This window comes from Paenibacillus sp. sgz302115, from assembly GCF_056120445.1.
In genome coordinates, this window is record NZ_JBVYOK010000006.1 from 130,439 (window position 1) to 156,115 (window position 25,677).

General features: G+C 51.4%; 25 protein-coding genes. 23 read left to right on the top strand and 2 right to left on the bottom strand.

All coding sequences use genetic code 11. The annotated features are described in order from the left end of the window. Nucleotides 1–23 precede the first annotated feature (23 nt). Together AC0LWN_RS14155 and AC0LWN_RS14160 are read left to right on the top strand one after the other, a co-directional pair. Nucleotides 24–992, top strand: coding sequence for an EamA family transporter (locus tag AC0LWN_RS14155; protein ID WP_474666300.1), 969 nt, complete (start codon nt 24–26; stop codon nt 990–992). A 28-nt stretch (nt 993–1,020) separates the two neighbouring features. After that, on the top strand, nt 1,021–1,884 hold the full coding sequence (locus AC0LWN_RS14160; RefSeq protein ID WP_474666302.1) for a helix-turn-helix domain-containing protein: 864 nt from the start codon (nt 1,021–1,023) through the stop codon (nt 1,882–1,884). A gap of 624 nt (nt 1,885–2,508) precedes the next feature. Here AC0LWN_RS14160 and AC0LWN_RS14165 read toward each other — a convergent pair. Beyond that, nucleotides 2,509–4,701 carry an alpha-galactosidase gene (locus tag AC0LWN_RS14165; protein ID WP_474666304.1) on the bottom strand — a complete coding sequence of 731 codons (2,193 nt, stop codon included), beginning with the start codon at nt 4,699–4,701 and terminating at the stop codon, nt 2,509–2,511. A gap of 217 nt (nt 4,702–4,918) precedes the next feature. Here AC0LWN_RS14165 and AC0LWN_RS14170 point away from each other — a divergent pair, with 217 nt between their 5' ends. The 16 genes from AC0LWN_RS14170 to AC0LWN_RS14245 all read left to right on the top strand — a co-directional run bounded on the left by AC0LWN_RS14170 (nt 4,919) and on the right by AC0LWN_RS14245 (nt 21,324). Continuing rightward, nucleotides 4,919–5,596: an ABC transporter ATP-binding protein gene (locus AC0LWN_RS14170; RefSeq protein WP_474666306.1), complete on the top strand. Its 678-nt coding sequence runs from the start codon at nt 4,919–4,921 to the stop codon at nt 5,594–5,596. Beyond that, nucleotides 5,593–8,097 (top strand): ABC transporter permease, encoded by a 2,505-nt coding sequence (locus AC0LWN_RS14175; protein ID WP_474666308.1) that lies wholly within the window; start codon nt 5,593–5,595, stop codon nt 8,095–8,097. The genes AC0LWN_RS14170 and AC0LWN_RS14175 overlap by 4 nt, the downstream gene beginning before the upstream one ends. An 86-nt stretch (nt 8,098–8,183) precedes the next feature. Further along, the gene (locus AC0LWN_RS14180) at nt 8,184–8,861 is read left to right on the top strand and encodes a response regulator transcription factor (protein ID WP_474666310.1); all 678 of its coding nucleotides are present in this window, start codon (nt 8,184–8,186) and stop codon (nt 8,859–8,861) included. Nucleotides 8,862–8,863: 2 nt separating this feature from the next. Beyond that, nucleotides 8,864–9,925 (top strand): sensor histidine kinase, encoded by a 1,062-nt coding sequence (locus tag AC0LWN_RS14185; protein ID WP_474666312.1) that lies wholly within the window; start codon nt 8,864–8,866, stop codon nt 9,923–9,925. A gap of 178 nt (nt 9,926–10,103) precedes the next feature. After that, nucleotides 10,104–10,406 (top strand): hypothetical protein, encoded by a 303-nt coding sequence (locus AC0LWN_RS14190; RefSeq protein WP_458966507.1) that lies wholly within the window; start codon nt 10,104–10,106, stop codon nt 10,404–10,406. A gap of 45 nt (nt 10,407–10,451) precedes the next feature. Beyond that, nucleotides 10,452–11,129 (top strand): PspA/IM30 family protein, encoded by a 678-nt coding sequence (locus AC0LWN_RS14195; protein ID WP_019908538.1) that lies wholly within the window; start codon nt 10,452–10,454, stop codon nt 11,127–11,129. Nucleotides 11,130–11,133: 4 nt separating this feature from the next. Continuing rightward, nucleotides 11,134–11,619, top strand: a complete 486-nt coding sequence (locus tag AC0LWN_RS14200; RefSeq protein ID WP_474666315.1) for a PspC domain-containing protein — start codon at nt 11,134–11,136, stop codon at nt 11,617–11,619. A 3-nt stretch (nt 11,620–11,622) separates the two neighbouring features. Continuing rightward, a complete protein-coding gene (locus tag AC0LWN_RS14205) occupies nt 11,623–12,321 on the top strand; it encodes a PspA/IM30 family protein (RefSeq protein ID WP_458966510.1) in 699 nt (232 codons plus the stop codon). Between the two features lie 206 nt (nt 12,322–12,527). Then, nucleotides 12,528–13,175, top strand: a complete 648-nt coding sequence (gene liaF / locus AC0LWN_RS14210; protein WP_458966511.1) for a cell wall-active antibiotics response protein LiaF — start codon at nt 12,528–12,530, stop codon at nt 13,173–13,175. 36 nt (nt 13,176–13,211) lie between these two features. Further along, complete coding sequence (locus AC0LWN_RS14215; protein WP_458966512.1) at nt 13,212–14,246, top strand: sensor histidine kinase; 1,035 nt, start codon at nt 13,212–13,214, stop codon at nt 14,244–14,246. Between the two features lie 15 nt (nt 14,247–14,261). Then, nucleotides 14,262–14,915, top strand: coding sequence for a response regulator (locus tag AC0LWN_RS14220; protein ID WP_458966513.1), 654 nt, complete (start codon nt 14,262–14,264; stop codon nt 14,913–14,915). Nucleotides 14,916–14,990: 75 nt separating this feature from the next. Further along, nucleotides 14,991–15,869, top strand: coding sequence for a YwmB family TATA-box binding protein (locus AC0LWN_RS14225; RefSeq protein ID WP_474666317.1), 879 nt, complete (start codon nt 14,991–14,993; stop codon nt 15,867–15,869). Nucleotides 15,870–16,168: 299 nt separating this feature from the next. Continuing rightward, nucleotides 16,169–17,719 (top strand): glucose-6-phosphate dehydrogenase, encoded by a 1,551-nt coding sequence (zwf, locus tag AC0LWN_RS14230; RefSeq protein WP_474666319.1) that lies wholly within the window; start codon nt 16,169–16,171, stop codon nt 17,717–17,719. 864 nt (nt 17,720–18,583) lie between these two features. Next, nucleotides 18,584–18,766: a CopG family transcriptional regulator gene (locus AC0LWN_RS14235; RefSeq protein WP_474666321.1), complete on the top strand. Its 183-nt coding sequence runs from the start codon at nt 18,584–18,586 to the stop codon at nt 18,764–18,766. Between the two features lie 145 nt (nt 18,767–18,911). Continuing rightward, the gene (locus tag AC0LWN_RS14240; protein ID WP_474666323.1) at nt 18,912–19,205 is read left to right on the top strand and encodes a DUF6809 family protein; all 294 of its coding nucleotides are present in this window, start codon (nt 18,912–18,914) and stop codon (nt 19,203–19,205) included. Between the two features lie 532 nt (nt 19,206–19,737). Further along, nucleotides 19,738–21,324 (top strand): peptide chain release factor 3, encoded by a 1,587-nt coding sequence (locus tag AC0LWN_RS14245; RefSeq protein ID WP_474666325.1) that lies wholly within the window; start codon nt 19,738–19,740, stop codon nt 21,322–21,324. Nucleotides 21,325–21,491: 167 nt separating this feature from the next. Here the strand turns inward: AC0LWN_RS14245 and AC0LWN_RS14250 are convergent, their stop codons facing one another. Further along, entirely contained in the window at nt 21,492–21,728 is a 237-nt protein-coding gene (locus tag AC0LWN_RS14250; RefSeq protein WP_458966518.1) for a small acid-soluble spore protein SspI, read from the bottom strand. A 137-nt stretch (nt 21,729–21,865) separates the two neighbouring features. Between AC0LWN_RS14250 and AC0LWN_RS14255 the strand changes: the two genes are divergently transcribed. The 5 genes from AC0LWN_RS14255 to AC0LWN_RS14275 all read left to right on the top strand — a co-directional run bounded on the left by AC0LWN_RS14255 (nt 21,866) and on the right by AC0LWN_RS14275 (nt 25,674). After that, nucleotides 21,866–22,528 carry a potassium channel family protein gene (locus AC0LWN_RS14255; RefSeq protein ID WP_474666327.1) on the top strand — a complete coding sequence of 221 codons (663 nt, stop codon included), beginning with the start codon at nt 21,866–21,868 and terminating at the stop codon, nt 22,526–22,528. A gap of 26 nt (nt 22,529–22,554) precedes the next feature. Beyond that, a complete protein-coding gene (locus AC0LWN_RS14260) occupies nt 22,555–23,349 on the top strand; it encodes a TrmH family RNA methyltransferase (protein ID WP_474666329.1) in 795 nt (264 codons plus the stop codon). A gap of 534 nt (nt 23,350–23,883) precedes the next feature. Then, on the top strand, nt 23,884–24,264 hold the full coding sequence (locus AC0LWN_RS14265) for a hypothetical protein (RefSeq protein ID WP_474666331.1): 381 nt from the start codon (nt 23,884–23,886) through the stop codon (nt 24,262–24,264). Between the two features lie 609 nt (nt 24,265–24,873). Continuing rightward, a complete protein-coding gene (locus AC0LWN_RS14270; RefSeq protein ID WP_474666333.1) occupies nt 24,874–25,470 on the top strand; it encodes a hypothetical protein in 597 nt (198 codons plus the stop codon). 66 nt (nt 25,471–25,536) lie between these two features. After that, nucleotides 25,537–25,674, top strand: coding sequence for a helix-turn-helix domain-containing protein (locus AC0LWN_RS14275; RefSeq protein ID WP_474666335.1), 138 nt, complete (start codon nt 25,537–25,539; stop codon nt 25,672–25,674). Nucleotides 25,675–25,677: the final 3 nt, after the last annotated feature.

A 25,677-nucleotide genomic window follows, 5' to 3' on the forward strand; every position in this document is an offset into this window, starting at 1 on the left:
TTTATATGAGAGAATGGTGGAGCATGAGACAAAAGAATGCTAATGCGATGTATGGGGTTGGCATTGCGTTATTGTCCGTTTATGTATTTTGGGGAGGAACCTATGTCGGCATGAAGCTCGCGATTGAGACAATGCCGCCGTTTCTTATGGCAGGGGTGCGTTTTTTTACAGCGGGAGTTGTTCTGTATGTGATTTCAAGATTAAGCGGTGCCAAACGCCCGGCTGGACGTGAGTGGAGGTCTTCGGCAATTGTCGGCGCACTGCTGCTGCTTGGGGGGAATGGGCTGGTGGCCTGGTCGGAGCAGCGGGTATCCTCGTCCATTGCTTCCCTGATCGTCGCCGCTGTTCCCGTCTGGATGATGCTGTTCGGCTGGTTCGGCCGCGGCGGCAAACGTCCAAATACCGGCATCATCGCCGGGATTGTGCTCGGATTGCTGGGCATCGCCGTGCTGGTCTTCCAGCCGGGACAGGGGGAGAGCAGCACCGCTACCGACATGATCGGAATTATCACCCTGCTGGCGGCCTCTCTGAGCTGGGCTGCGGGTTCCATGTACTCGCGCAGCGCCGCAATGCCGGCGTCTCCGCTCATGTCAACGGCGGCGCAAATGCTGACAGGCGGCACGCTGCTAATGGGCTTTTCCTATTTTACCGGCGACTGGTCTAAGCTGGATGTCCCGTCCATCTCCCTTCGTTCGTACGCTGCTCTGGGTTATCTGATCATCTTTGGCTCTATCGTTGGGTACACGGCCTACATCTGGCTGCTCAAGAACGCCGATCCTACACTGGTTTCGACCTATGCTTTCGTCAATCCGGTGGTGGCTGTGTTCCTTGGCTGGCTGCTGGCGGGAGAGCAGCTTACCATGAACACGTTGGCCGCTGCCGTAATCATTATCGCTTCCGTAATTTTAGTGACCATTTTCCGCGGCAGGCCGCAGAAGGCAAGAACTCAAGCAGCGCTTGATATACAAAATCAGCAGCAGTCGATACACTGAGGACATCACAGCCGAAGGGGTGGAAGCAATGTTCGATATGCAAAAGGTAGGCAGGAATATCGTTAGATTAAGAGGGGCCGCAGGGCTCACGCAAATGGGACTCGCGGATAAGCTGGGGATCAGCTATCAGGCGGTCAGCAATTGGGAGAGAGGCACAAGCATGCCTGATATCTCCAAGCTCCCGGAGCTGGCGGAAATCTTCAATGCCCGTATCGACGAGATTCTGGGTGAAGGGAAGGGAACCCAATTCATCGGGAGTGTGCTGGACAACAAAACGGAGGATTATTTCCAGCAGAATGCCGTATCCGCCGAAGAGCTTTCGGAGATCGCGCCGTTACTTCAATTGGAGCAGATCGGCGAGGCGTTTGAGCATGTAAAAGAGAGTGCGGCTGTCAGCGATCTCCTCGCACTTGCTCCTTTTCTCAGTGAGGAACTGCTAGACGAATGTGCGAAGCAGGCTTTTGAAAAAGAAGGCGCAGGAGCACTGCTGCCGCTGGCCCCGTTTATCAGTGAAGAGATGCTGGATGAGCTCGCCAAGGAGATTCTGGCAAAAGAGGGCTCAAAGTCGCTGCCGCCGCTGGCCCCGTTTATCAGCGAAGAGACGCTGGATGAACTCGCCAAGGAGATTCTGGCAAAAGAGGGCTCAAAGTCGCTGCCGCCGCTGGCCCCGTTTATCAGCGAAGAGATGCTGGACGAACTCGCCAAGGCGATTCTGGCAAAAGAGGGCTCAAAGTCGCTGCCGCCGCTGGCCCCGTTTATCAGCGAAGAGACACTGGATGAACTCGCCAAGCAGATTCTCGCCAAAGAAGGTGCAAAAGCGCTGCTGCCGCTCGCTCCATTTATCAGCGAGGGAATACTCGGCGAATGGGGCTCCCGGGCGTTTGCCAAATGACCGTTGTCTGGGGATTTCATCAAATGTGCTACAGCCAAAAAGCAGGCTCACGTCATAATAAACGTGGGCCTGCTTTTAACTTTACAGGGGATTGTGCTTCTCCTTCATTGTGATAAGAAGTGCAGAAGGACTAAGGATAAGCAGCTTGTGGTGATAATTGCCGGATAGACGAAGTTGATCTGTTTAGCGGGAGATGTAGAGTCTTACTGCCTTGAGCGGATAGTCGCTGGGGGCTTCAAAGGGAGTGAAGTGGAATTAGTAGACCTAAATGTGCTAGAAATCGCCTCCGTATAGGTATTAGTGGGAATTAGTAGACTTAATTGAGGCGAATTCACCTGTTTTCGTACGGATCAGCCGAATTAGGTATACTTTTTCCAACATGTGCTTGTGGGGGAGAGGGATGGGGGGATTTAAGTTTACTTTTTCCACTTGGGTTTGCCGCCGCTCTCCAAGATGGCCTGGAGTTGCTGGGAGGAGTATGGGTTCACCAATCGAGCGGTAATTCCAGTAACCCCAACCCCAACCCCAACAACCCGGCAAAGCTGTCTGGTTAAGGATGGCGTTGCCGGGTTGCTATATTAAATAAGTTTATACAATAAATTACCGTTTCTACCGTTGAAGCTGCTATTCTTCCACAGCGACGAAGTGGAACAGCCTGCTCTGGAAGTCGCCGTGCAGCTCCGGCAGGAGCAGTCCGGCGTACATCAGACGGTCGCCGCCGTATACATCGCCGGTCTCCTTGAGTACATAGTCTTTCTCCGGGTCCAGCCCTTGAAGGCGCAGACGCGGGCGGCTGGTATTCGGTCCGGCCAGGACGCGGAAGTAGCCGGCCAGAGCCTCAGAGCGGTCTGCCGCCACGAACATCCAGGCCGTTTCGTTGCCCTCGAACGGTGAGAGCAGCCGGTACATGTCGCCCTGCTGGACAAGGGAGCGGATTTCCTTGTAGAAGGCGACCTGTGCAGCGGCTTCCGCCTGCTCCTCAGACGTGAAGCGGGTCAGGTCCAACTCGTAGCCGAAGTTGCCGGACATCGCCACATCGCCGCGCATGGAGAGCGGAGTGATGCGGTGAACCTGATGGTTTGGCACAGCAGAGACATGCGAGCCCATGCTGCTGGCAGGATAGACGATGCTGGTGCCGTACTGAATCTTTAGGCGCTCGACGGCATCCGTGTTATCGCTGGTCCAGGTCTGCGGCATGTAATGGAGAATACCCGGATCGAACCGGCCGCCGCCGCCGGAGCAGCTTTCGAACAGCACATGCGGGAATTTGGAGGTGATTTCCTCCATCACCCGGTACAGCCCAAGCATATAGCGGTGGGCTGTTTCTCCCTGGCGCTCGGGCGGAAGAGCCGCAGAGCCGATCTCGGTCATATGGCGGTTCATATCCCATTTGACATAGGTGATCGGAGCCGAAGCCAGTACGCTGCTGACCGCTTGAATAATATAGTCGCAGACCTCCTGGCGCGAGAGGTCGAGAATGAGCTGGTTGCGGGCCTGGCTGCGTCTGCGGTCCGGCACGTGCAGGCACCAGTCGGGATGGGCACGGTACAGCTCGCTGTCCGGGGAAATCATCTCCGGCTCGAACCATAGGCCGAACTGCATGCCTAGCCGCCGGACCCGCTCCACCAGATCAGGCAAGCCCTGCGGCAGCTTGCGCTTATCCACGAACCAGTCGCCCAGCGAAGTGGTATCGTCGTCGCGGCGGCCGAACCAGCCGTCGTCGAGCACGAATAGCTCGATGCCGAGCTCTCCGCCAGCACGGGCGATATCTTCGATTTTATCCGCATCGAAGCCGAAGTAGGTGGCTTCCCAGTTGTTGATCAGCACCGGACGCGGCTCGTCGCGGAACAATCCTCTCGCCAGACGGGTCCGGTACAGCCGGTGATACGTCCGGGACATGCCGCCGATGCCCTGGTTCGAGTAGACCAGCACCGCTTCCGGCGTCTGGAAGCTCTCGCCTTGAGCAAGCAGCCAGCGGAAGCCGAACGGATTGATGCCCATAGTCACCCGGGTAGTGCCGTACTGATCCACGTCGGCATGCGCACTGAAGCTGCCGCTGTAGACCAGGCTGAAGCCGTAAGCCTCGCCGCTCTCTTCTCCGGTCTGCGGAGCGAGCAGGGCGAGGAACGGATTCTGCTGATGGCTGCTTGCGCCGCGCTTGCTGTCAATGCCCTGCCGACCGCTGTGCAGAGGGGCGCGGACCAGATGGCGCTCCCGGCCCCAGGACCCGGACAACTGAATCAGCTCGTAGTTGTCATGCGGGAAGTCGAGCGCTGCCGACAAGGCACGGTTCAGCTTAAGCGCGCCGCTTCCGGTATTGGTCAGCCGCGCGGAGCGGATAATGGCGTCGAAGCCGTGCATTACCGTGTAGGACAGCTCGGCGCGCAGGCCTGCGGCAGCATCCTCCAGCAGCAGCAGCAGCGTTTCCGCTTCTTCATCGCTTTCGGCATACACGGCGGGCAGTCCTTCAAGCGCCGGTTTACCTTTGGAAATGCTATGAGATACATAGGTTAGCTCTGTTACCGTAGTGCCGTTCGCCAGCTCCGCTTCATAAGCAGGCTCCCGGAAGTCGCCCGAGCCATATCCCGGATATTCCTGGGGCAGCGTGTCCAGAGAGAACGCAGGCTCCTTGGGATCAACGGTGCTGCTGAAGCCCATCGCCCCGGGACCGAACAGGTCGGAAACAGCGGAGCTGCGGATTTTTTGACCCCAATGCAGATGTACAGGGTAAGCGCCGCGCACAAGGCCGAATACATAGCTGGTATTTGCGGTTTGCAGATGAAAGATTTGATGCTTGGCATCGTACATAATGGACAAGGTAACAACCTCCTGGAATATGCAATGTAAGCGTAATATGGAGAGACAGCCTCATTATAAGTCCGTTCCGCAGCCAAGCGTATGGAGAAAAGCAGAGTCCATATGGACGAATGTAGTATCTTTGGCGGCAGCTTTTTCAATCCTTGTCACAGGAATGTAAGAAGTGCCCTATATAATGTGCTGTAAAATAAAGCTGCGATTAGAGAGGAAGAAGAGGATGAGTATACTTAGCGCAGTAAATCTCAGCAAGCATTATGGTAAAGGCCAGAATCTGGTCCGGGCACTCGACGGGGTGAATCTCGAAGTGGGGAATGGGGAATTTGTCGCTATTGTCGGCACCTCGGGAAGCGGTAAATCCACACTTCTGCACATGCTGGGCGGACTGGATAGAGCAACGGGCGGACAAGTTATCATCGACGGTAAAGAAATTTTCAGTATGAAGGATGATGCATTGACCGTATTTAGGAGAAGAAAGATTGGCTTTATCTTTCAGAACTACAATCTGGTGCCGATTCTGAATGTGTATGAGAACATTGTGCTGCCGATTGAGCTGGATGGAAATAAGATCGACAAAGAGTTTGTGGAGCATATCATCGAGACCCTGGGGCTGTCGCATAAAAAAGCAAGCCTCCCCGGCCAGCTCTCCGGCGGCCAGCAGCAGCGGGTAGCCATTGCCCGTGCTCTTGCCTCCAAACCGTCCATCATTCTGGCCGATGAGCCGACCGGCAATCTCGACAGCAGCACCAGCCAGGAGGTGGTCGGGCTTCTCAAGGTAACGAGCCGCCAATTCCATCAGACGATTCTGATGATTACACACAATGAGGAGATTGCCCAGCTCGCGGACCGGACGATCCACATTGAGGACGGAAGAATCAGCGGGGGCGGAATCCTATGATGTTCCCGAACAGCAATACGGCCGTGATTACCAGAATGACCAAGCGGAGCCTGAAGGCCAACCGGATGCGCAACCGCTTTGTCATTCTGGCGATCCTGCTGACAACCTGGCTGATCACTTCCTTTTTCAGCATCGGGTTCAGCTATTTGAAAACCATTGAGCAGCAGAGCTACAAGCTGGGAGGCACAATGGCGCAGACGGCCTTGAATTCCCCGACAGAACAGCAGCTCACGAAGCTTAAGGAGCTGTCATATATCAAGGAAATTGGCCTCCAGTCTAAGATAGGGAACGTAATCAATACTCCGGAAATGGGCGATCTCAGTCTGAGTTTGCTCTGGTATGACTCTACCGAATGGAACATGCTGCGGAAGCCGGCCATTGATGGACTGAAGGGCGGATATCCTCAAGCCAAGAACGAAATTGCCGTGCCTTCTTGGATTCTGGAAACGATGGGAATCGAGAACCCAAAGGTGGGTATGAGCCTGCCGCTATCCTATTCCGTGGTGCAGGATGGTAAGCAATCGCAGCATGACGGCAGCTTTGTGCTCAGCGGGTGGTTTAACGATTACACCCACATCCGCAACTCCGGCAGCGGAGAAATACTGGTATCCGAAGCTTTTGCACAGAGCTATGGCCTCGATAAGCAGCATCCGGGAAGGGTCTCGATAGCGTTCCAGGGAAAAGAGACTGTGGATGAGCTGACTGCACGTCTGGCCGGAGATATTACACTCCAGAAGAATCAGACACTCGCCGAATCCTCTTCCATGAAAACAAACAGCTCAGACAGAATGGCGACCTTGGCCGGATATAGCGGCATTATCTTTTTTGTCATGCTGAGCGGATATTTACTGATCTACAACGTGCTGTATATTTCCGTATCCAAGGACACGCGGTATTATGGCTTGCTCAAGACCATTGGAACGACACATCGGCAAATTAAAAAAATGGTCAGAGGACAGGCTATGCGGCTCGCACTGATTGCGATTCCACTCGGACTACTGGCGGGAGCGGTTACTGCATTCGGAATTGTACCGATGGCGCTGAGAATGACGAATTTGGAGACGGGGATTGAGCTTTCCTTTCATCCGGTGATTTTTATCGGCACTGCATTGTTTGCCTGGCTTACAACCTTGGCCGGCTGCATCAAGCCTGCTTCGATTGCCAGCAAGGTATCGCCTGTTGAAGCCGTGAGATACACGGGAGCGGCGGTCAAAGCAAAGTCCAAAAGGGGAACTGGCGGCTCCAAGCTGCACCGGCTGGCACTCCGCAATATTTTCCGAATAAAAAAACGTGCGATCGTAGTCTTTCTATCCTTGTTCATGGGACTTGCCACCTTCTTGATCGTTACCACCATCGTGATGAGTATGGACACTGATAATCTGGTGGCCCAGAGTATGGAGAATGACTTTGTGCTGCATAATCAGACGATGTCCTTGGGGTATGAGGGGCAGGGAAGGAAGCAGGTCATTACCGAGAAGATGGCTGCCGATATCCGGGAGATGAAAGGGGTCACTTCGGCTTATCCCCTCTATAGCCTGTTTGGAACGATACAATATGATGCTGCTGTATTTAGCAAGTACGTGGACAATTTCGCAGCCGGCTACAATATCGAGAAGCCCAGCGAAGAGCAGCTTGAACAGAAGGATGGAATGTTCTCCGGTTCCTATGTAAGTGGATTGGAGACCGCGCAGCTTCGGGAGCTGATGAAGAAATCAGGCATGAAGGTGGATGTGGAACGCTTTGAAAAAGGGGAAATCGCCCTGCTGGATAGTATGGGTATTGAGGGTCTGGGCACAGGGCAATCCTTTGAACTCTCTCAGATAGATAGCAGCGTCAGGGCAACATTTGAAATCGGTGGGATTGTAGGTTTTAACTCACTGGAATCGTCTCACAGGCTAGCACCCAATGTGTATTTAAGCCGAGCGGGAATAGAGAAGCTGCAGGCTGACCCGCTGATCAAAACACTGTATATCAATGCCAGCAAGCAGAGTGTGCCTCAGGTTTCAGATGAGATCAAGGCGCTTGCCGCCGGCAGCAATGAGTTGAAGCTGGAGTCCAGGGCAGATTTGCAGGTCCAGATGAGATCCATTAAAGGGACCATGTATATCCTCGGCGGCGGGATCGGGCTTATTCTGGCTTTTATCGGCATCCTGAATTTTATCAATCTGATGTATACCGGGGCGCTGGCCCGTAAGCTAGAATTTGCCGTAATGGAGAGCATCGGCATGACTTCCGGGCAGATGAAAAAGCTGCTCTTGTTCGAGGGGACAACCTATGCGTTAATCTCCACCGTGCTGCTGTCTACCGTAGGCACATTGCTGAGCTATGGGGCTTTCAGCCTGTTCGTTCAGGAAGCAGATTATGCGGTCTTCACGTTTCCTTGGGTGCCGCTGGTGATTTCAATTGTGCTTGTCTTTGCTGTCTGTCTAAGCGTTCCGCTGATCGCCTACCGGCAGGTTAAGGGAGCGAGCATCGTGGAACGGCTGCGGCAGATAGAATAGATAGGGTCATGCTGCGGCGGCAAACAAAGAATGAACAGCGCGTAGCCCCTCCACTTGTTACAATAAGAGAATTAGGGGGGGACCGGATGACAACCATTTTGATTGTTGAGGATGACCGGCTGCTGAATGAAGGACTGGCCTACAAGCTGTCCAGAGAAAACTATCATATTGTCCAGGCATTCTCCTATCATGAGGGAATGACTGCTTTCCGGGATCAGGCCATAGGCCTGGTCCTTCTGGACATTCGGCTGCCGGACGGCAGCGGTCTGGAGCTATGCCGGGAGATCCGGCAGATGTCGGGGGTTCCGGTTATTTTTCTGACAGCCAATGATACAGAGCAGGATATTGTGCGAGGTTTTGGTCTGGGTGCAGACGACTATATCGCCAAGCCATTCAGTATGCCTGTGCTTTGCGAGCATGTGAAGGCGGTACTGCGCAGGAGCGGGGAAACGGACGGCACGCGGCTGCTCCAGTACAAGGATATTACCGTCCACCCGGATAAACGCAAGGTGTACAAGCAGGGACAAGAGCTGAAGCTGACGGCAGGGGAATACCGGCTGCTCGCGATTCTCGCGGAGAACAGCGGACAGGTGCTGACGCGGAGCTTAATTCTGGAGAAGCTGTGGGACATGGACGGCAATTTCGTCGATGAGAACACGCTCAGTGTGAATATCCGCAGGCTGCGGGCCAAAATCGAAGATGATCCTAAAGACTGCCAATACATCAAAACAGTCTTCGGCATCGGCTATACCTGGGGAGAGTAGAGATGAAGAACGCTTTTAGTAAAATCATTCTGTCCTGTTCTGTTCTCTTTGCAGTTGCTGCGGGGGGATTTGTTTTCATCTTAATACTGTATAAACCGGAGCGGGACGTTCTAGTGTTGTCCGTAGTATTCATAGCGGTGATGGCTGTCCTGTTCAGCGGATTTCTGTTAGCCGTCCGCCGGGAAATGCTGTCCACATTATCTGCCCTGTCTACACTCATCCAGGGACTGATCAATGGCGGCAAGTCCGGTATATTCTCGGAAAATGAAGATACCCTGCTCTCCAAGCTGCAAAATCAATTGCTGCAGTTATCCGGTCTCTTGAACGTTCAGAAGCTGCGATACCGTGAAGAGAGCAGGGAGGTGAAGTCGCTGATCTCCGACATTTCTCACCAGCTTAAGACGCCGCTGGCGAATCTGACGATTTACAGCGGGCTGCTGCAGGATGATGCTCTGCCGGACGACAAGCGGCGGGAGTTCACCCGCCATATGGAAGGCCAAATTGAGAAACTGAGCTGGCTGATGGAGAGTCTGATCAAGCTCTCGCGGCTGGAATCCGGCATCATCGAGCTGCGGCCGGAAACGCGCAAACTGGAAGATGCAGTGCTTGCCGCTGTCAAACAGGCGTTCCCGGCCGCGCAAAGCCGGGGAATCGAGATTGTGCTGGAAGGAAGCGGGGCTACTCTGCTGCAGCATGATCATAAATGGACTGCGGAAGCTATCTATAATGTTATCGACAATGCCATTAAGTACACTGCTGGTATGGGAAGTATTACGATTACTTTGTCCAGGTACGATCTTTTTGCGAGAATTGATGTTAGTGATCATGGCACAGGGATTCCTGCTGAGGAGATCAATGCGGTGTTTCAGCGGTTTTACCGTGGGAGGAATGCCGGGGACACAGAGGGTGTCGGCATTGGCCTGTATCTGGCCCGCGAGATTATAACTCAGCAGGGTGGATATATGAAGGTACGCTCAGTGCCGGGGGAAGGGAGCAAGTTCTCCTTCTTCCTGCCGCTGCAACCGAGCGGCTATCCACGTAGCAGCCAGCCCGCCAGTCCGTAAGAAGAACGGCAGACAGCTGCCAAAATGAACCCGGTCCAGTACCCGGTAGTCTGCAGTCGCAGAGCCTCCCCGACTAAGGTCCAGTACATAAAACCGTCCTCGGTCTGTTTTGAAAGTCTGCAGATTACCCTAGAATAAGGACATAAGGTTCAAGGTTAACGAAAGGCGGTGAGAAAAAATGCAAAGAAGACAAGGTAATGGACTTGCGATTATCCTGATTGTGCTTGGAGCGATTATGCTGATGGGGATTGCCCTTCCTTTGATCCACGGAGTTTTCAGACTGCTGTTCCCGGTATTGCTGGTTGTTCTCGGGTACTACGGAATCAAAAGCGGACGCAAAATTATCGGTTGGGTGGTAATGTTCATCGGTGTCATGTCCCTGATCGCCAAGCTTTCCTGGATCATCGGACCGCTGCTCGGTATCGCGCTGGTGGTTTGGGGCATCTCGGTGCTGAAGGGCAAGAGCAACAGAACATATTAATGTTCGAAAATTACTTATTAAGAAGCAGGGAGGGAGCAGGAAATCATGAGTGTTTTTCGCCGCATGAGGGATATTACCGTAGCTAACTTGAATGAACGACTGGAGCAGAGCCAGGACCCGGTGAAGCTGATTGATCAATTTCTACATTCAACCCGTGAGGAAATCGCCGAGGCCGAGAGGCTGTACCAGCAATACGCAGCTCATACAAAGCAGTTGCAGCAGCAGGTAAATCAGGCGACGGCAATGAAAAATAAACGTGAAGAGCAGGCACTGCTGGCACTGAAGGCAGGCGAGGATCATCTGGCCAAGCTGGCGCTGCAGGAGAAGATCATTCACGAGGAAAAGCTGGAGCAGTACAGCGGTCTGCTGGAGCAGAGCCAGCAATCACTGTTTGAACTTGAAGGCCAGCTTAACGAGCTGAAATTGGAGTATCAGACAGTGTACAGCAAACGCCAGTATTATGCAGCACGGATGGAGTCGCTGCGGCTGCAGCAGCGCATGAACCAAAGAGCCACTGCTTACGGCAATGGCGGTGACGTTCCCAAGATGTTCGGCCGGCTGGAAGACCGGATGACGGATTGGGAGCTGGAAGCGAACAGCCTGCGCGATTTGCGCCGTATGGGACAGGAATATGCACTGCAGGCTGGAGAAACGGTGGCCACTATCCTGGAGAGAGAAATGGCCAGGCTGAAGGAGAAGCTGAACAACGATGGAAAGGAGTAGGACTATGACCCGATTGTATCGTTCAACCCGTGACAAGGTGATGACAGGGCTGGCTGGTGGATTGTCCGAGACGCTCGGTATCGACTCCACGCTGTTCCGGATTCTGCTGCTGGTCAGCATTCCTTTTACCGGCGGAGCAACAATTCTGGTGTATTTCATCGCAGCGATTGTTATTCCAAAGGAGCCTACCCAGTATAATCCTTTCGGACCTGGGCCCGGAGCACCGGGCGGACCTTATGGCGGACCCTACTCAGGCAGACCTGAGCATGGACGCGGCCCTCAAGGCCCTCAGGGTCCTTACGGACAGGGAGGATATGGCCCCTACGGCGGCCAGCCGGGCTATAACCCCGGTTATGACAAAGCTAATGCTAATCCGGCACAGGACTCCGGTCTGGATGCCATGATGAAAGATATTGAGAAGAAGGCCCTGCAAAAAGAAGTCGAAGAACTCAAACAAAAACTTGCTAAATACGAGAAGGGAGAAGTGTAAATTATGGGAGTATTTCAACGGATTAAGGATATGACGAAAGCGTCGGTTAATGACCTGCTGGATAAGGTAGAGGACCCAATTGTAATGCTGAACCAATATCTGCGCGATATGGAAGCTGAAATTCACGAAGCTGAGGTTACCGTAGCGAAGCAGATGGCTAATGAGCGGCGCATGAAGCAGCGTGTTGAGGAAGCCGCCAAGGTATCCGGACAACGTGCGGCACAGGCTGAGCTGGCGCTGAAAAATGGCCAGGAGGAAGTTACCCGCAAGCTGCTGGAAGAAAAGATCTACTTCGACCAGAAGTTCACCGAATACAGCGAGCTTCATGCTCAGGCAGAGGCTCAGGCCAAGGAATTGGTACAGCAGCTGCATGATATGAAGGATGAGTTCTACAAGCTGCGCAACAAACGCAACGAGCTGGTATCCCGGGCTCAAATGGCTAAGGCCAAGAAGCAAATGTCGCAAATCAGCAGCGTTCATGCCATCGAAAGCGGCAGCGCATCGCTCGGCTTCCACCGCATGGAAGAGAAGATTATGCAGCTTGAAGCGGAAGCAGATGTTCTGCGCGCTCCTTACAGTCCTTCATACGCCAAACCGGTTGATGCCGAAAAGCAACTGAAAGTGGATGAGCAGCTCGCCGCACTCAAGAGCAAGCTGAACGCAGCTCCTGCCTCCCCATCCCTGGATAAAAAAGAAGAATAAAGCCTGTTCCTAAACACCAGGCAGATATGATATGCTGTACAAGGTAAAGCCATACGGTATGGATTCCCATACCGGTATGGCTTTTGTAGCGGGATGCGGCAACAGGTGCAGAATATAAATTGCTTACGAAGACAGCTTTGCTTCGCAAAACTTAGCTTATGCTTACGAAGATAGTTTTGCTTCGCAAAACTTACAGGAGGTGCGATATGGATAAACGGAACCGTATGCTTGCCATCGGACTGATCGGGATTGGCTGTATGATGATATTTGGCAAATGGCTCGGATTTTTCTCCATTGTCGCGCTTCTGCTCCTGCTGCTGGGGGTTTACCGGACGACGTCGGGCAAGGTGAAGCAGGGCTACAGGCTGCTGGGAGTTGGCGCCGTATTGCTGCTGCTGGACCACATGGTGCTGGTGCTGGCGATATGTCTGATTTCTCTGGGATTGTTTTTTGTCAAATCCAAAAGGATGCAGCGCAGGGGCGGGTTTATGCAGAAGCAGAGCTTCTCCTCCAGATTCGACTGGGATCTTTCGCCGTGGGTGATGCGCAGTCTGAGCGCCTGGCATGTGCTGGGAGAGGCGGATGTTGATCTGTCGCTGGCGATGGCGGAGGACCGGGAGACGGTGATGGTGTTCCAGGGGATCTTCGGAGACATGGATATCCATCTGTCCGAGAATTATGGGGTGGAGATCGAGGCGTTTGTGCTGTTCGGCTCCATTGAATTCGGCAGTCACCGCGACACGGGAATGCTGAACCGGCTGAACTGGAAGTCTGCCAATTATGATAGCTGTGAGCATAAGGTGAAGATTAACATTTCTTATATCATGGGTGACCTGGATGTGCGGTCGGACTGACCGCACTGCATTTATTCAAAGGAGGAGGGCTCCCGCATGGATAAAAAAAGCAGCAACATGGTGACGCGCAGCATGGGCGAGGGGGCTCTCTTCTCCTTGGTTATGCTGCTGGTTATCCTGTACATTATGTATACATACGGATATTTACAGCCTTTTGAGGATTGGAAGATCGGCGTAAGAACAGCGGTGACGCTGATCCTGCTGCCGGTGGTCTTTGGGACGGTCTTCGGCTTCTACCAGAGCTTCCGCACCAAACACAAGCTGGAGCGGCTGCGGTCGACGCTGGTCTCTTGGGAGAAAGGCAACCTGACTCCGGCTATGCCGGAGCTGGGTAATGATGAGCTCGGCAGGCTCAGCGAGCAGCTTGGCCGGATCAGCGGCAAGTGGGAGAATCAGGTGAACACGCTGCAGCGGCTGTCCACCAATAACGCCAAGCTTGCCGAGCAAGCCCGCGTATCGGCAATAATGGAGGAGCGGCAGCGCCTGGCGCGCGAGCTGCATGATGCCGTGTCGCAGCAGTTGTTCGCCATCTCGATGACGGCAACGGCGGTGGGGCGGACGCTGGAGAAGGACTTTGACAAGGCGCAGCGGCAAATTGCGCTGATCGAGGAAATGTCGGCGGTTGCCCAGTCCGAGATGCGCGCGCTGCTGCTGCATCTGCGGCCGGTCTACTTGGACGGCAAGGGGCTGCGGCAGGGGCTGCAGGAGCTGATCAAGGAGCTGGAGATCAAGGTTCCGATTCATATCGTGTTCGAGATGGACCCGGATGTGCAGCTGATGAAGGGTGTTGAGAACCATTTGTTCCGCATTGTGCAGGAGGCCATCTCCAATACACTGCGCCATGCCAAGGCGGAGAAGATGGAGATCCGGCTGCACCGTCGTGGCGATACTGTCCGGCTTACGCTGCGTGATGACGGGATCGGCTTCGAGATGGATGAGAGCAAGCAGACATCCTATGGCTTGTCCAACATGCAGGAGCGGATTAATGAGACCGGGGGCTCAATCCAGTTCATCACTGCTCCCGGCAAGGGCATGCGGATTGAGATTACCGTACCGTTAGTCAATGAATAGGAGGCAAGGGCAGCCATGGAAATGGAAGAGATAAAAGTACTGCTTGTCGATGATCATGAAATGGTCCGGATCGGACTTGCCGCGGTGCTTGGCACCGAGGATGGAATCGAAGTGGTGGGCGAGGCCGGAAGCGGAGAAGAAGGGATACGGCTCGCCCAGGAATACAATCCTGATGTGGTACTGATGGATTTGGTTATGGAAGGCATGGATGGCATTGAAACGACAAGACAGCTTCTCAAGCTGTACCCGGATTGTAAAGTGATTGTGCTGACCAGCTATTTGGATGATGAGAAGATGTACCCGGTGATTGAAGCGGGCGCATTCAGCTATTTGCTGAAGACCGCCCGGGCCAGTGAGGTGGCGGATGCGATCCGCGCTGCAGCAAGAGGCCAGTCGGTGCTGGAGTCCCAGGTGGCCTCCAAAATGATGAACCGCTTCCGCTCCAGCGCCAAGGGCAGCGAAGCTCCGGCCTACAAGGAGCTAACTGAACGCGAGATGGAGGTACTGAAGCTGCTGGCGCAAGGCAAATCCAATCAGGATATCGCCGATCAGCTTATTATTGGCATTAAGACTGTGAAATTTCATGTTACGAATATTCTCGCCAAGCTGGGTGTAGAAGACCGGACCCAGGCGGCAATTTACGCATATAAGAACGGACTGGCGGAATAGCCGCAGGTATATAATCTCTCTTCTTGGATATCCTGTTTAGTAGATTACTAGACCGGATAGAGAGGGAGATTGTCAATGAAGAACAGAGGGACAAGCAAGGGAACGCTGCTGCTGATTGGATTATGTACGGCGGCAATTCTGCTGGCCGGATTCCGCAGCGTAGGCGCTGCCGGAACACAGGATTCGCTGATGGGAGTGGCTTCAACAGTTGCTTCATCCGCCGGTCAAGCTGCTCTTCCCGCTTCAGCGCAAGCCTCCTCACAGGAGTTCAACCCGAAAGAGGCATCCGGCACTGCCGGGCCTGCAAGCTCCCTCGCACTTTTAACCACACTCGGCAGAGAAGCCGCCTTACCTGGTTCCCCGCTTCGCCTCGTATTTAAATGGCAGGGCGAATATAGCGGCACGGTATCCGCTGCGGATACCGTGCAGAGCCTTGCGGCACAGCTCGGGCTTGGAGCTGTCAGCCGTGCTGACGAGAACGGCCATATGACCTCGCGTGCCGCCGCCACTCTCGCCGGTGCGCATGTCTCGCTGTTCTGGAGCGAGCTGGGGGAAGGACGCAGCTATGTGATCTTAACCCTGGAGACGACGGACCTGCTCAAGTCGCCGGAGCTTCCGGCCGCTGCGGAGAAGGCAGGAAGAGAACTGGCGCAGGCGGGTATTGCCGCCGAGTGGAATGCCTCCCTGCAGGGCACCGCGAAGGATCAAGGTGAGCCGCAGGACGCACTTTTTTCGATAGAGCAATCCATTAACACCCGGCTTCACGGCATGAATGCGGCAGAAAGCTATGAAGATGAGTCTACATACAGCCGCTCCTACAGTGTTCCTGGCCTTGAACGCACCGTAAGCAGCGGCAGCCATAAGCTTGCTCTCCAGGTGGCTGTTCATAAGAACGGCAACAATAATACGAATCGGGTGACGCTCGGATTTCCTTTGATTACTATCGAGTACTAATGAGATTGGCAAGCCGATAATGGGCATATCTCAGCATTATGGCTCCGCGTTGCGGAGCTTTTTTCTTAAGGGTATAATATGCTGTGAGCAGCAATTTTATCGTTATATAAGCGGAAGCGCACAAAAGGATAAGAAAATGTAATGGAAATTTGCGAAATCCCGAGAAAAACTGTCAGGAATGTGATGGCATCCTTATCGCGGATATGATAAAATGACATCACGTCGTCGTACGTATTTTATTAACTGACTGACGTTGAGAATGATTGTCAACTATATTACATACAGAGAGATGAGGAGCCATGGCTGAAAATCAAACCCTTGATGCACTGCATACACCCGGAGCTGTATTTTTTATCTTTGGGGCAACCGGCGATCTAGCCCGGCGTAAGCTATTTCCGGCGATTTACAGTTTGTACCGTGAAGGCAAGCTGACCCGTGATTTTGCGGTAATTGGCGTGGCTCGGCGTCCCCGTACCCAAGATGAATTCCGCGAAGACGTGAAGGAGTCCATTCATGAATTTTGCCGTTACCAGGCGGGCGATGATGCGGAATGGAATGAGTTCGTACAGCATTTTGAATACAAATCTTTGGACATTAACAATATTGAGGGCTTCCGTGAGCTGAACGCACAGACGGAGGCGCTGGAGGAGAAGTTCCATATTCCGGGCAACCGGATGTTCTACCTCGCCTTGGCACCTGAGCTGTTCGGCAGTGTCTCGTTCAACCTTAAGGCTGGCGGCATGCTGCAGAGCCGAGGCTGGAACCGTCTCGTTATCGAGAAGCCGTTCGGCTATAATCTGGAGTCTGCTGAGCAACTGAACGAGCAGATTCGCCAGGTGTTCAAGGAAGAAGAAATCTACCGGATTGACCATTACCTGGGCAAGGAAATGGTGCAGAACATTGAAGTCATCCGTTTTGCAAATGCGTTCTTTGAGCCGCTCTGGAACAACAAGCATATTGCCAACATTCAGATTACCCTCGGCGAGACCGTCGGTGTGGAAGAGCGCGGCGGGTATTATGATCACGCCGGAGCGCTGCGCGATATGGGGCAGAACCATATTTTACAGCTGCTGACGATGATCGCTATGGAACCGCCAAGCCGTCTGCTGGCTGAAGATATCCGTGACGAGAAGGTGAAGGTGCTGCGCTCGCTGCGTCCTTACGCTTCCTCCGAGGAGGTCCGTGAGAATGTGGTGCGCGGACAATATACCCAAGGCCTGCACAGAGGCAAGACGCTCCCGGCTTACCGCCAGGAGGACAAGGTTGATCCTGAATCGAATACCGAAACATACTTTGCGGCGCGTGTATTTGTGGATAATTTCCGCTGGGCGGGTGTACCGTTCTATATCCGTACCGGCAAACGCCTCCCCGTGAAGACGACGGAAGTGGTTGTGGAGTTCAAGGGTATGCCAACCAATGTTTATTTGGGCCAAAAGCATAAGCTGGAGCCGAACCTCCTCGTAATCCGCGTCAATCCGATGGAAGGCATCTATGTGAAGATCAATGCCAAGAAGCCAGGCTCGGAGTCGGAGATTCAGCCGCTTGCAATGGATTTCTGCCAGAGCTGTCTGGTCGGCATCAACTCACCGGAAGCTTATGAGCGCCTGCTGCATGATGCGGCACGCGGTGATTCGACCTACTTCACCCGCTGGGATGAAGTTTCGTCGGCCTGGTCCTTCGTGGACCGTATCGCCAATGCCTGGAAAGAAGGCCCGGGCGATCTGGCCTCTTATCCTGCCGGTTCCTGGGGTCCTGTAGAAGCCGATGAGCTTCTGGCCAAGGAAGGTTTCCACTGGTGGCCTGTTAACGGACAGGATGAAGACAATGTGGTATGGCAGGTTAACGCTTAGTTAAGCCTGTAAATGATATATGGTGTGAAGTGAATCCCCCTGCAGACGGCTGCAGGGGGATTTTTTGCTGTTTAGGAAATTATGATTTCTCTTTCTTGTAGATAAGATATGCATAAAGTTGGGGATAAGTAGATGTGAATTCAGCGAATTCACACAAATGAGTGGAAATCAGTCGGATTCTATCGTCTTCATGTTGGATAACCATAGTGGATTTTTTGCGTGACTGCAATTCTTGCAATAGAAATACGTATTATTTTGCGTCGAATCGCCTTCTGCTGTATTTCGTGCAGTAGATTTTCGGATATAGAGTTAAAAACAGCTTTTCCAAGGGATTCTAATGTACAGAGTGCAGTAGATTGAATTTTTCGAAGGATTTATGGGTCATCTGCTGTAGAGAATGCAATAGAATGCGAGTTCGAAGCTACCTGCTTTTTTAAGTTCAAGTGATATAGTTGGAAAAAGGGAACTTATTTCTCCCCAAAATCAACCATTGTGAGTTTTAGGTGGAAAAAGGAAACTTAATTGGGTCATATTCTTTCGTCAAGAACAAAATGAGCTGAATTAGTTAACCTTTTTCCACTTTACCTGCGGAGAATAGGGTACTTGAGCAAATTAGTGATCCTTTTTCCACTTGGAATTACCGAAGGACTCATAAAGGGTCCTCCAGGCAACGCTACTGAAATCTAAAGCGGTTACGTTGTCCATGAAGGACGGAGAAGCCGTTTTGTTCCTTAGAGGGCCCGGGGGAGGGTTGAATTGCATCACAGTTGCTCACAAGCACTGATTCTCTAGGTACTCACAAAAACAAAATTGACTTTTTGGAGTGCAAAATATATTATTATTTTGTGGAGTGCAAAAAGTGAGGTGATCAAGCTGAGCCCACGAACCGGACGGCCAAAGGCAGACAACCCTAAGAATTTTAGTATTAAAGTGCGCTTTGATGAAGAGATGAACGAAGCCTTGAGCGCTTATTGTGCCAAGCACAACATTTCTCGAACTGAGGCGATAAGACATGGGGTGAAGCTGCTTTTGTCCAAAGAAAAATAAAAAGAAGTGGCGCATCCCGACAAAAGAACGACGCCACTTCCCCTACGCAATCACACCTGAAAGGCAGACTGCATAAATATCCTAACATGTGCAGGTTCTCCTTTCAAGGAGTTGCGAATCCATATGGAAAGGATGAACAACCAGCATGAAATCCGTTCTAGAAGAACTCTACTATGGTAATATCTCTCCAGATGAAACTGTTAGCTCCACAGATCCTGAGTATCGCCCATTAAATCGAAAGATATCTGAAGCAGTCGAGAACTGGAAAAATAGGCTTTCGGAGCAGGATTTCGAAGACCTGGAAGAATTGCTTTATCTGTGTGCCCAAGCAGATTCCATGCAAACCAGAGCAGCATTTCTGCACGGATTCAAGCTTGGTTCAGCAATTCTAATTGAAGTTATGACTGGAAAAGAGGAGCTTGTTCGGCGTAAAAGCTAAAGCATCTGGGTTACAATTTTTAAGTTGCTTCCGCCGCCAGGGCAATCGCTTACGAAATGAACCGCGAGATTGGATGAAATGGAAAAAGGAAACCTAATTTGCAAATTTCACTGATTTTTTGGTGATTAGATGGAAAAAGTAGACTTAATTCTCTCCATTTCCATCCATTCAGTGATTTTAGAAGGAAATAAGTGGAGTTTTTCCCGCTAACCCTCCGGGAGAAGGCTACTCAGCGGAATGAAGTAGAGAATTTCCACCTAAATTATTTAATCCTGAAATTTTGAAGGCTAGGGTTTAAAAAATCCGTAAGCGATTGCCCTGCTTCCACCGCCTTTTATGTAGATAATCCTTGCCCGATTTTGTTATACTGAGAAGGATGCTTTCACTAAGAAGCGGAATTGTAACTCAAGAGGCACTATGGAACTACAAATTCACCAATGAAGGGGTTTGTACGAATGAGCAGAGCACCGATTTGATGGATACCCGGTAATTGAGGCAGAAGCATGAATTTATATATGAAGGGATATGTGCAATGAATAAGGCACCGGATCAGAAGCTGCAACAGGAAGTGGACAAACGCAGAACGTTTGCGATCATTTCCCACCCGGATGCGGGTAAAACAACACTCACGGAGAAGCTGCTGCTGTTCGGCGGCGCGATCCGGCTGGCGGGTTCGGTTAAGGCCCGTAAAGCAAGCAAGCATGCGACAAGTGACTGGATGGAAATTGAGAAGCAGCGCGGGATCTCCGTAACTTCCTCCGTCATGCAGTTCGACTACATGGATCATCGGGTGAACATTCTGGATACTCCAGGTCACCAGGACTTCAGTGAAGACACCTACCGTACCTTAACGGCTGCGGACAGCGCAGTCATGCTGATTGACGTAGCCAAAGGTGTGGAAGCACAGACGATAAAGCTGTTTCAGGTCTGCGCCAAACGCGGAATTCCGATCTTTACATTCATCAACAAGCTGGACCGCGAGGGCCGCAGCCCGTTCGAGCTGATGGAAGAGCTGGAGAATGTGCTGGGCATCCGCTCCGTACCGATGAACTGGCCAATCGGCAGCGGACGGGAGCTGTGCGGTGTGTACGACCGGATGAAGAATCAGGTAGAGCTGTTCCAGGGCGACGATCACTCCGTAATTAAGGTGCAAAAGGTAGAGAGCTACCGTGACCCGATTATCCGCGAGATGGCCGGGGAATACCTGCATGACCAACTATGTCAGGATCTGGAGCTGCTCGATGTGGCAGGGGATGCTTTTGACTATGAAAAAGTGCTGCGCGGAGAGCTGACACCGGTGTTCTTCGGCAGTGCGATCAATAATTTCGGCGTGCAGACCTTCCTGGACAACTTCCTGGACCTGGCACCGAAGCCGGAGCCGCGCCGCAGTACCGAAGGCTCTGTAGAGCCGACTAACGAGAAGTTTACCGGCTATGTGTTCAAAATCCAGGCGAATATGAACCCGGCCCACCGTGACCGGATTGCCTTTCTGCGAATTGTATCCGGCAAGTTCGAGCGCGGGATGAGCGTGAAGCATGTACGTGCGGGCAAAGAGATCAAGCTGTCCCAGCCGCAGCAATTCCTGGCCCAGGACCGCGACATTGTCGAGGAGGCTTTTCCGGGGGATATTATCGGGCTGTTCGATCCGGGGATTTTCCGGATTGGGGATACGCTGAGTCAAGCCGGGGATATCGAGTTCGATGAGCTGCCGACGTTCTCGCCGGAGATTTTCTCCAAAGTAAGCATTAAGAACGCGCTGAAATCGAAGCAGTTCCAGAAAGGGATCGACCAGTTAACCGAGGAAGGCATGATTCAGGTGTTCCGCACGGTCAACTTCGACGATATTCTGCTGGGCGTAGTCGGACAGCTGCAGTTCGAGGTATTCGAGTACCGCATGAAGGGTGAATATGGCGTGGATGTCCAGCTACAACGGATGAGCTACCAGTTTGCGCGCTGGATTGTGGACGAAGACAAACCAGACCCAAGCAAGTTCCGCATCAACTCCACGCTCGTCACAGACAAGAAGGGCAACTATGTCGTGCTGTTCGAGAATGAGTATGCGATGCGTACCGCTATGGAGAAGAATCCTACAGCCAAATTCCTGGAAACTGCTCCTTGAGTAAAGAGAATGTAGAAAGAGAGCAGGTTGTGTGAGCTGAATAAGCTGCTGATTAAGTAGCGCGGTTCGTCCTTAAATAAAAAAGCTATCTTTCTGCTAAAAAACCTCCGCTTTCACGTGTGCAGCTGCAGCGTGGATGGCGGAGGTTTTTGGCTCATTGGCTTTCCCTAGGAGGTGATGGACCCCGGTGTGATTGTCTCCAGATGCTTGTGCAGCATTGAGACCAGCGCATCCTGCTTCGCGTGATCGAGATCCTTCCACATCATTTCAAAAACAGCGCCAAGCCCGGGAAGCGCCGCTTCCGGTCCGTCTACAGAGCCTTCAATCATCTGCCGCAAATCGGCTTCAGACTGTCCGTGTACTTTATGGATAATCGCCTGGCGTAAATCAATGGTAACCGGCATAAGTGTTCCTCCTCAAAGTTGTTTGGCTTCGCTGAATCGCTTGTTCTAATATGCCCTGCGGCCGCGATGAAAATTCAAGTTTGGGTATGCTTATGCTATACTGTGTGAGATGCAAATTGTGAGCGGGAGGAAAGGGTATGGCTGCGAAAAAACAATATGCCATTATCGGCATGGGGCGGTTCGGCTCAAGTGTTGCTAAGGCGCTCAGCGGCATGGGATATGATGTGCTGGCCATTGATGCCGATGAGCAGCGCACACAGGAAATTTCGGGAATTGTAACCCATGCCGTATCTGCGGATTCCACGGATGAAGAGGCGCTGCGCGCACTGGGCATCCGCAACTTTGATGTGGTGGTCGTGGCGATTGGCGAGGATATTCAGGCCAGCATTTTGACGACACTGATTCTGAAGGATCTGGGCGTACCGGCGATTCTGGTCAAAGCCAAAAGCGAGCTGCACGGCAAGGTGCTCAGTAAGATCGGCGCGGATAAGGTGATTTATCCAGAACGGGACATGGGCTTGCGGGTGGCGCATCATTTGGCCTCGCCTAACATTCTTGACTACATCGAGCTGTCGCCGGATTACAGCATCCTCGATATGAAGGTCTCCGGAGCCATGCTGGGCAAAAACCTGCTGGAGCTCAACATCCGCGCCAAATTCGGCTGCAATGTCATGGCGATCCGCCAGGGTGAGGAAATGAACATTTCCCCCAGAGCGGAGGACCGTCTCGCTGAAGGCGACGTACTCGTTATCGTTGGCCGGAAGGATAATTTGGCGAAGCTGGAGATGGCGTATCAATAAGCGTGACAATAGAAAGGTAGGACCACATGGAAATTATGTCTCCGCAAAATACGCGGGTAAAGGAATGGGCCGGGCTTCAGGAGAAAAAACACCGTGACAAAGCCCGTAAATATATTGTGGAGGGCATCCACCTGGTGCAGGAGGCGCTGCTGGCCGAAGCCGATGTGGAATGCCTGGCTTATGATCTTGACAAAGGCATGCCTGCTGAGCTGAAGCCTCATCTTCAGGCGGTGCAGGGCATGGAAGTAATCGGTGTCTCGGCGGCGGTCATCGCCAAATGCAGCAGTACAGGGTCGCCGCAGCCGGTGTTTGCCATTGTGCGCAAGGAGCAGCAGGGATTGGAGGTCATCCTGGACAAGCAGGATAGCTGGGTCATCGTGCTGGACGGGGTTCAGGACCCTGGCAACGTGGGGACAATCATCCGCAGCGCAGATGCCGCAGGCGCGGACGGAGTCATCCTCGGCCTGGGCTGCGCCGATCTGTACAATCCCAAGACCATCCGTTCCACGATGGGCTCGATGTTCCATCTCCCGGTAGTGGAGGGAGACTTGAGTGTCATTTTACCTCAGGCACGGAAGAATGGCGCCCTGCTGGTAAGTACTTCACTGACGGGAGTGGATTCCTGCTACACCCATGATTTTCGCGGTAGCCAGTGGCTGCTGATCGGCAGCGAAGGCCAGGGCATCTCGCCGCAAACCGCCGCCCTCGTCGATAAGAGTATCATCATCCCGATGGCCGGCCGCGCCGAATCGCTGAATGCAGCGATGGCGGCAACGATCCTGCTGTTCGAGGGGATGCGGCAGCGGGGTGCGGCTGTGTAGAACTGGATAATTCTTGTGAGTTGTAATTCACTTTGACACCGTTTGTAACGTAGTTTGGCACTGATTAGTAACTTCGTTCTGGCATAACAAAGTCAGTCCTGATAATCAAGAAACCTTTGATTTATCAGGACTTTTTATATAGTTTCCCAGTAATTTATACTGTTTATTTTATAGCAGGTATTGATTTTAGGGCCAAAAACTCATGTAATGATGTGTGGCATAAAACGTAGCTTGAAGGCCGCTTATATTGCAAATATAGGAACAAACATAAAACCATTTGGTTGAGGCCATGAAACTTCCTCAGATTATGAGGGATATCTAAAACAACCTATTAACTATCTATCCAAAGAAATCAAAGTAATCGAACTGATGAAGAAAGTATTAGACTGGCGTCGTTTGATTAAGCGAACGGGCAGGATAGCTTAATGATTTCGCGAATACTCTACATATTGAGCTATTTCCAATGTTCTTAAATAATAACGAAGAAAAGTGAACGTGGTGGTACGGTATAAAAAACTCACTAGGAGCTGAATGATGAGCGAATTTAGTGCAAGTTATCATTTACAGACAAGCGATCAGCAAAAAGTCGTTGAATTAATTAGAGCTTCAAACAATAAAGGATTTGTTTTCCCTGAGTCTAATGGTTGGGTGACTTTTATTGTTAAGGGACCGGGATTTGGTATCCGTAAATCGATTGTATCACTAAATCCAGGCTTATTAGTTCATTATTCATATATGGAAGATCACGGATGGGAACTATCAATTTTTGAGAAGGATGAAATCATATCTACATATAAGTGCGATTGGACTGATGAACTAATTATTGAGAAAGATGAGCTTGATATAGTTCTACTTAGAGAATTAATTATTGAGCAAGGTAATTCAATTGAAGACTTGGAAAAGCATTTGATTTAGTGAAATATGTTGGTGAAGAGCCTCCAGCTTATTTTATCGCAAATAAACTAGGATTAAGATATTTTGAATGGCTGTCCGCTGATAACATCGGCGATGGCTCACATTATGAAAACTTAGTAATTGTGGATTAATCGAGAAAGAGAAGACTAAAGCCCCGTGAAGGTTCGTGAAGGTGGGAACGTTACTCAAATGGGCTTTTCCAAGTCATCTGCGCTATCGGGATACGTTAGTTTGATATAATAGCGACAGCCTAGAACTTTTTTTCCTGTCCTTGGCTGTCGCTGTTTCAATTTCTAAGTTTAGAACTTAATTCTTGTAGGTAACTGTATGTCGTGTTATGCCCAGGTACGAAACTTTGGTGCAAAGAGAACAACGCTGGCTGCTGCTCAATACATATCCCTATTACAGGTTTTTTGGATCGTGTTTAGGCACTAAGATGCTCCTAGCCTATTCCAAAACCTATCTGTTGAATATAATTGGTAAGTTGATATTTCTTGGGAGGCTTGATATATAGAAATGCATGATTAGATAGTCTAGAAAAATTCCTGCTTTTTAGTGGAGAATTAGTTTTGCTAGTGGTACTGCAATTGAGGGGGCTATGAAACTAAGGTGATTAAAAAACTAATATTCTGTGTTCTTATCGTCATATCTTTATCTGCTTGTAGTTCAAATGAGCAAGGCAATCAACCGCAACCTACAAAATCACCGGAGGAAATTGCAAAAGCGGTATCCGGATTGGTTGAAGAAAGGGACGAGGTACAAGATGTTTCGTTCTACTATGCTCAAACAACCGAGCAATACAAGGGTAAGAGCGATTTTTATCTTTACTTTTCCAATGACAATGGAAAAGTGTCGAATTTGGAATTTGTAGTGCAGTATGTAGGGACCCATCAAATAGGCACTAATTGGATCGAAATCAGAGCTGATGACCAGTTATTTAGCATAAATAATATCAATGATTATGTTAGAGGAAGTATGTCACTTTATGATGTACAAGAAGTTTATTCAAGTACAGTTTTCCGTAATGACTTAAAAATGATTAGAGCAATGGCGAATGCAGAGAAGACAATAATTCGTTTAACTGGAACCGGTTTGTACAGCACGGATATTGAATTAAGTAAGCGACAAAAGCAGGCAATGTTGAATGTTATTAGAGCCTATAAAAACGCAGGTGGAGATCGCTATTTTCTGGGTGATGAACTATGAGTTCTCTTATAGGGGCTCTTTTATTATGTCTGATGATTCCTCTGGACCAAAGGGCGTTCCGTCTGGATGCGCAGACTAAGCGATCTGGAGTCTGGTAAAAGTAAGCCGGCGATAGAGACTGTTATCTCAATCTGCTCTGTATTTGGTTGTTCATATGAATGGATTTTAACAACTATTGGAACAAACCATTCTTCACATTCCTAATAT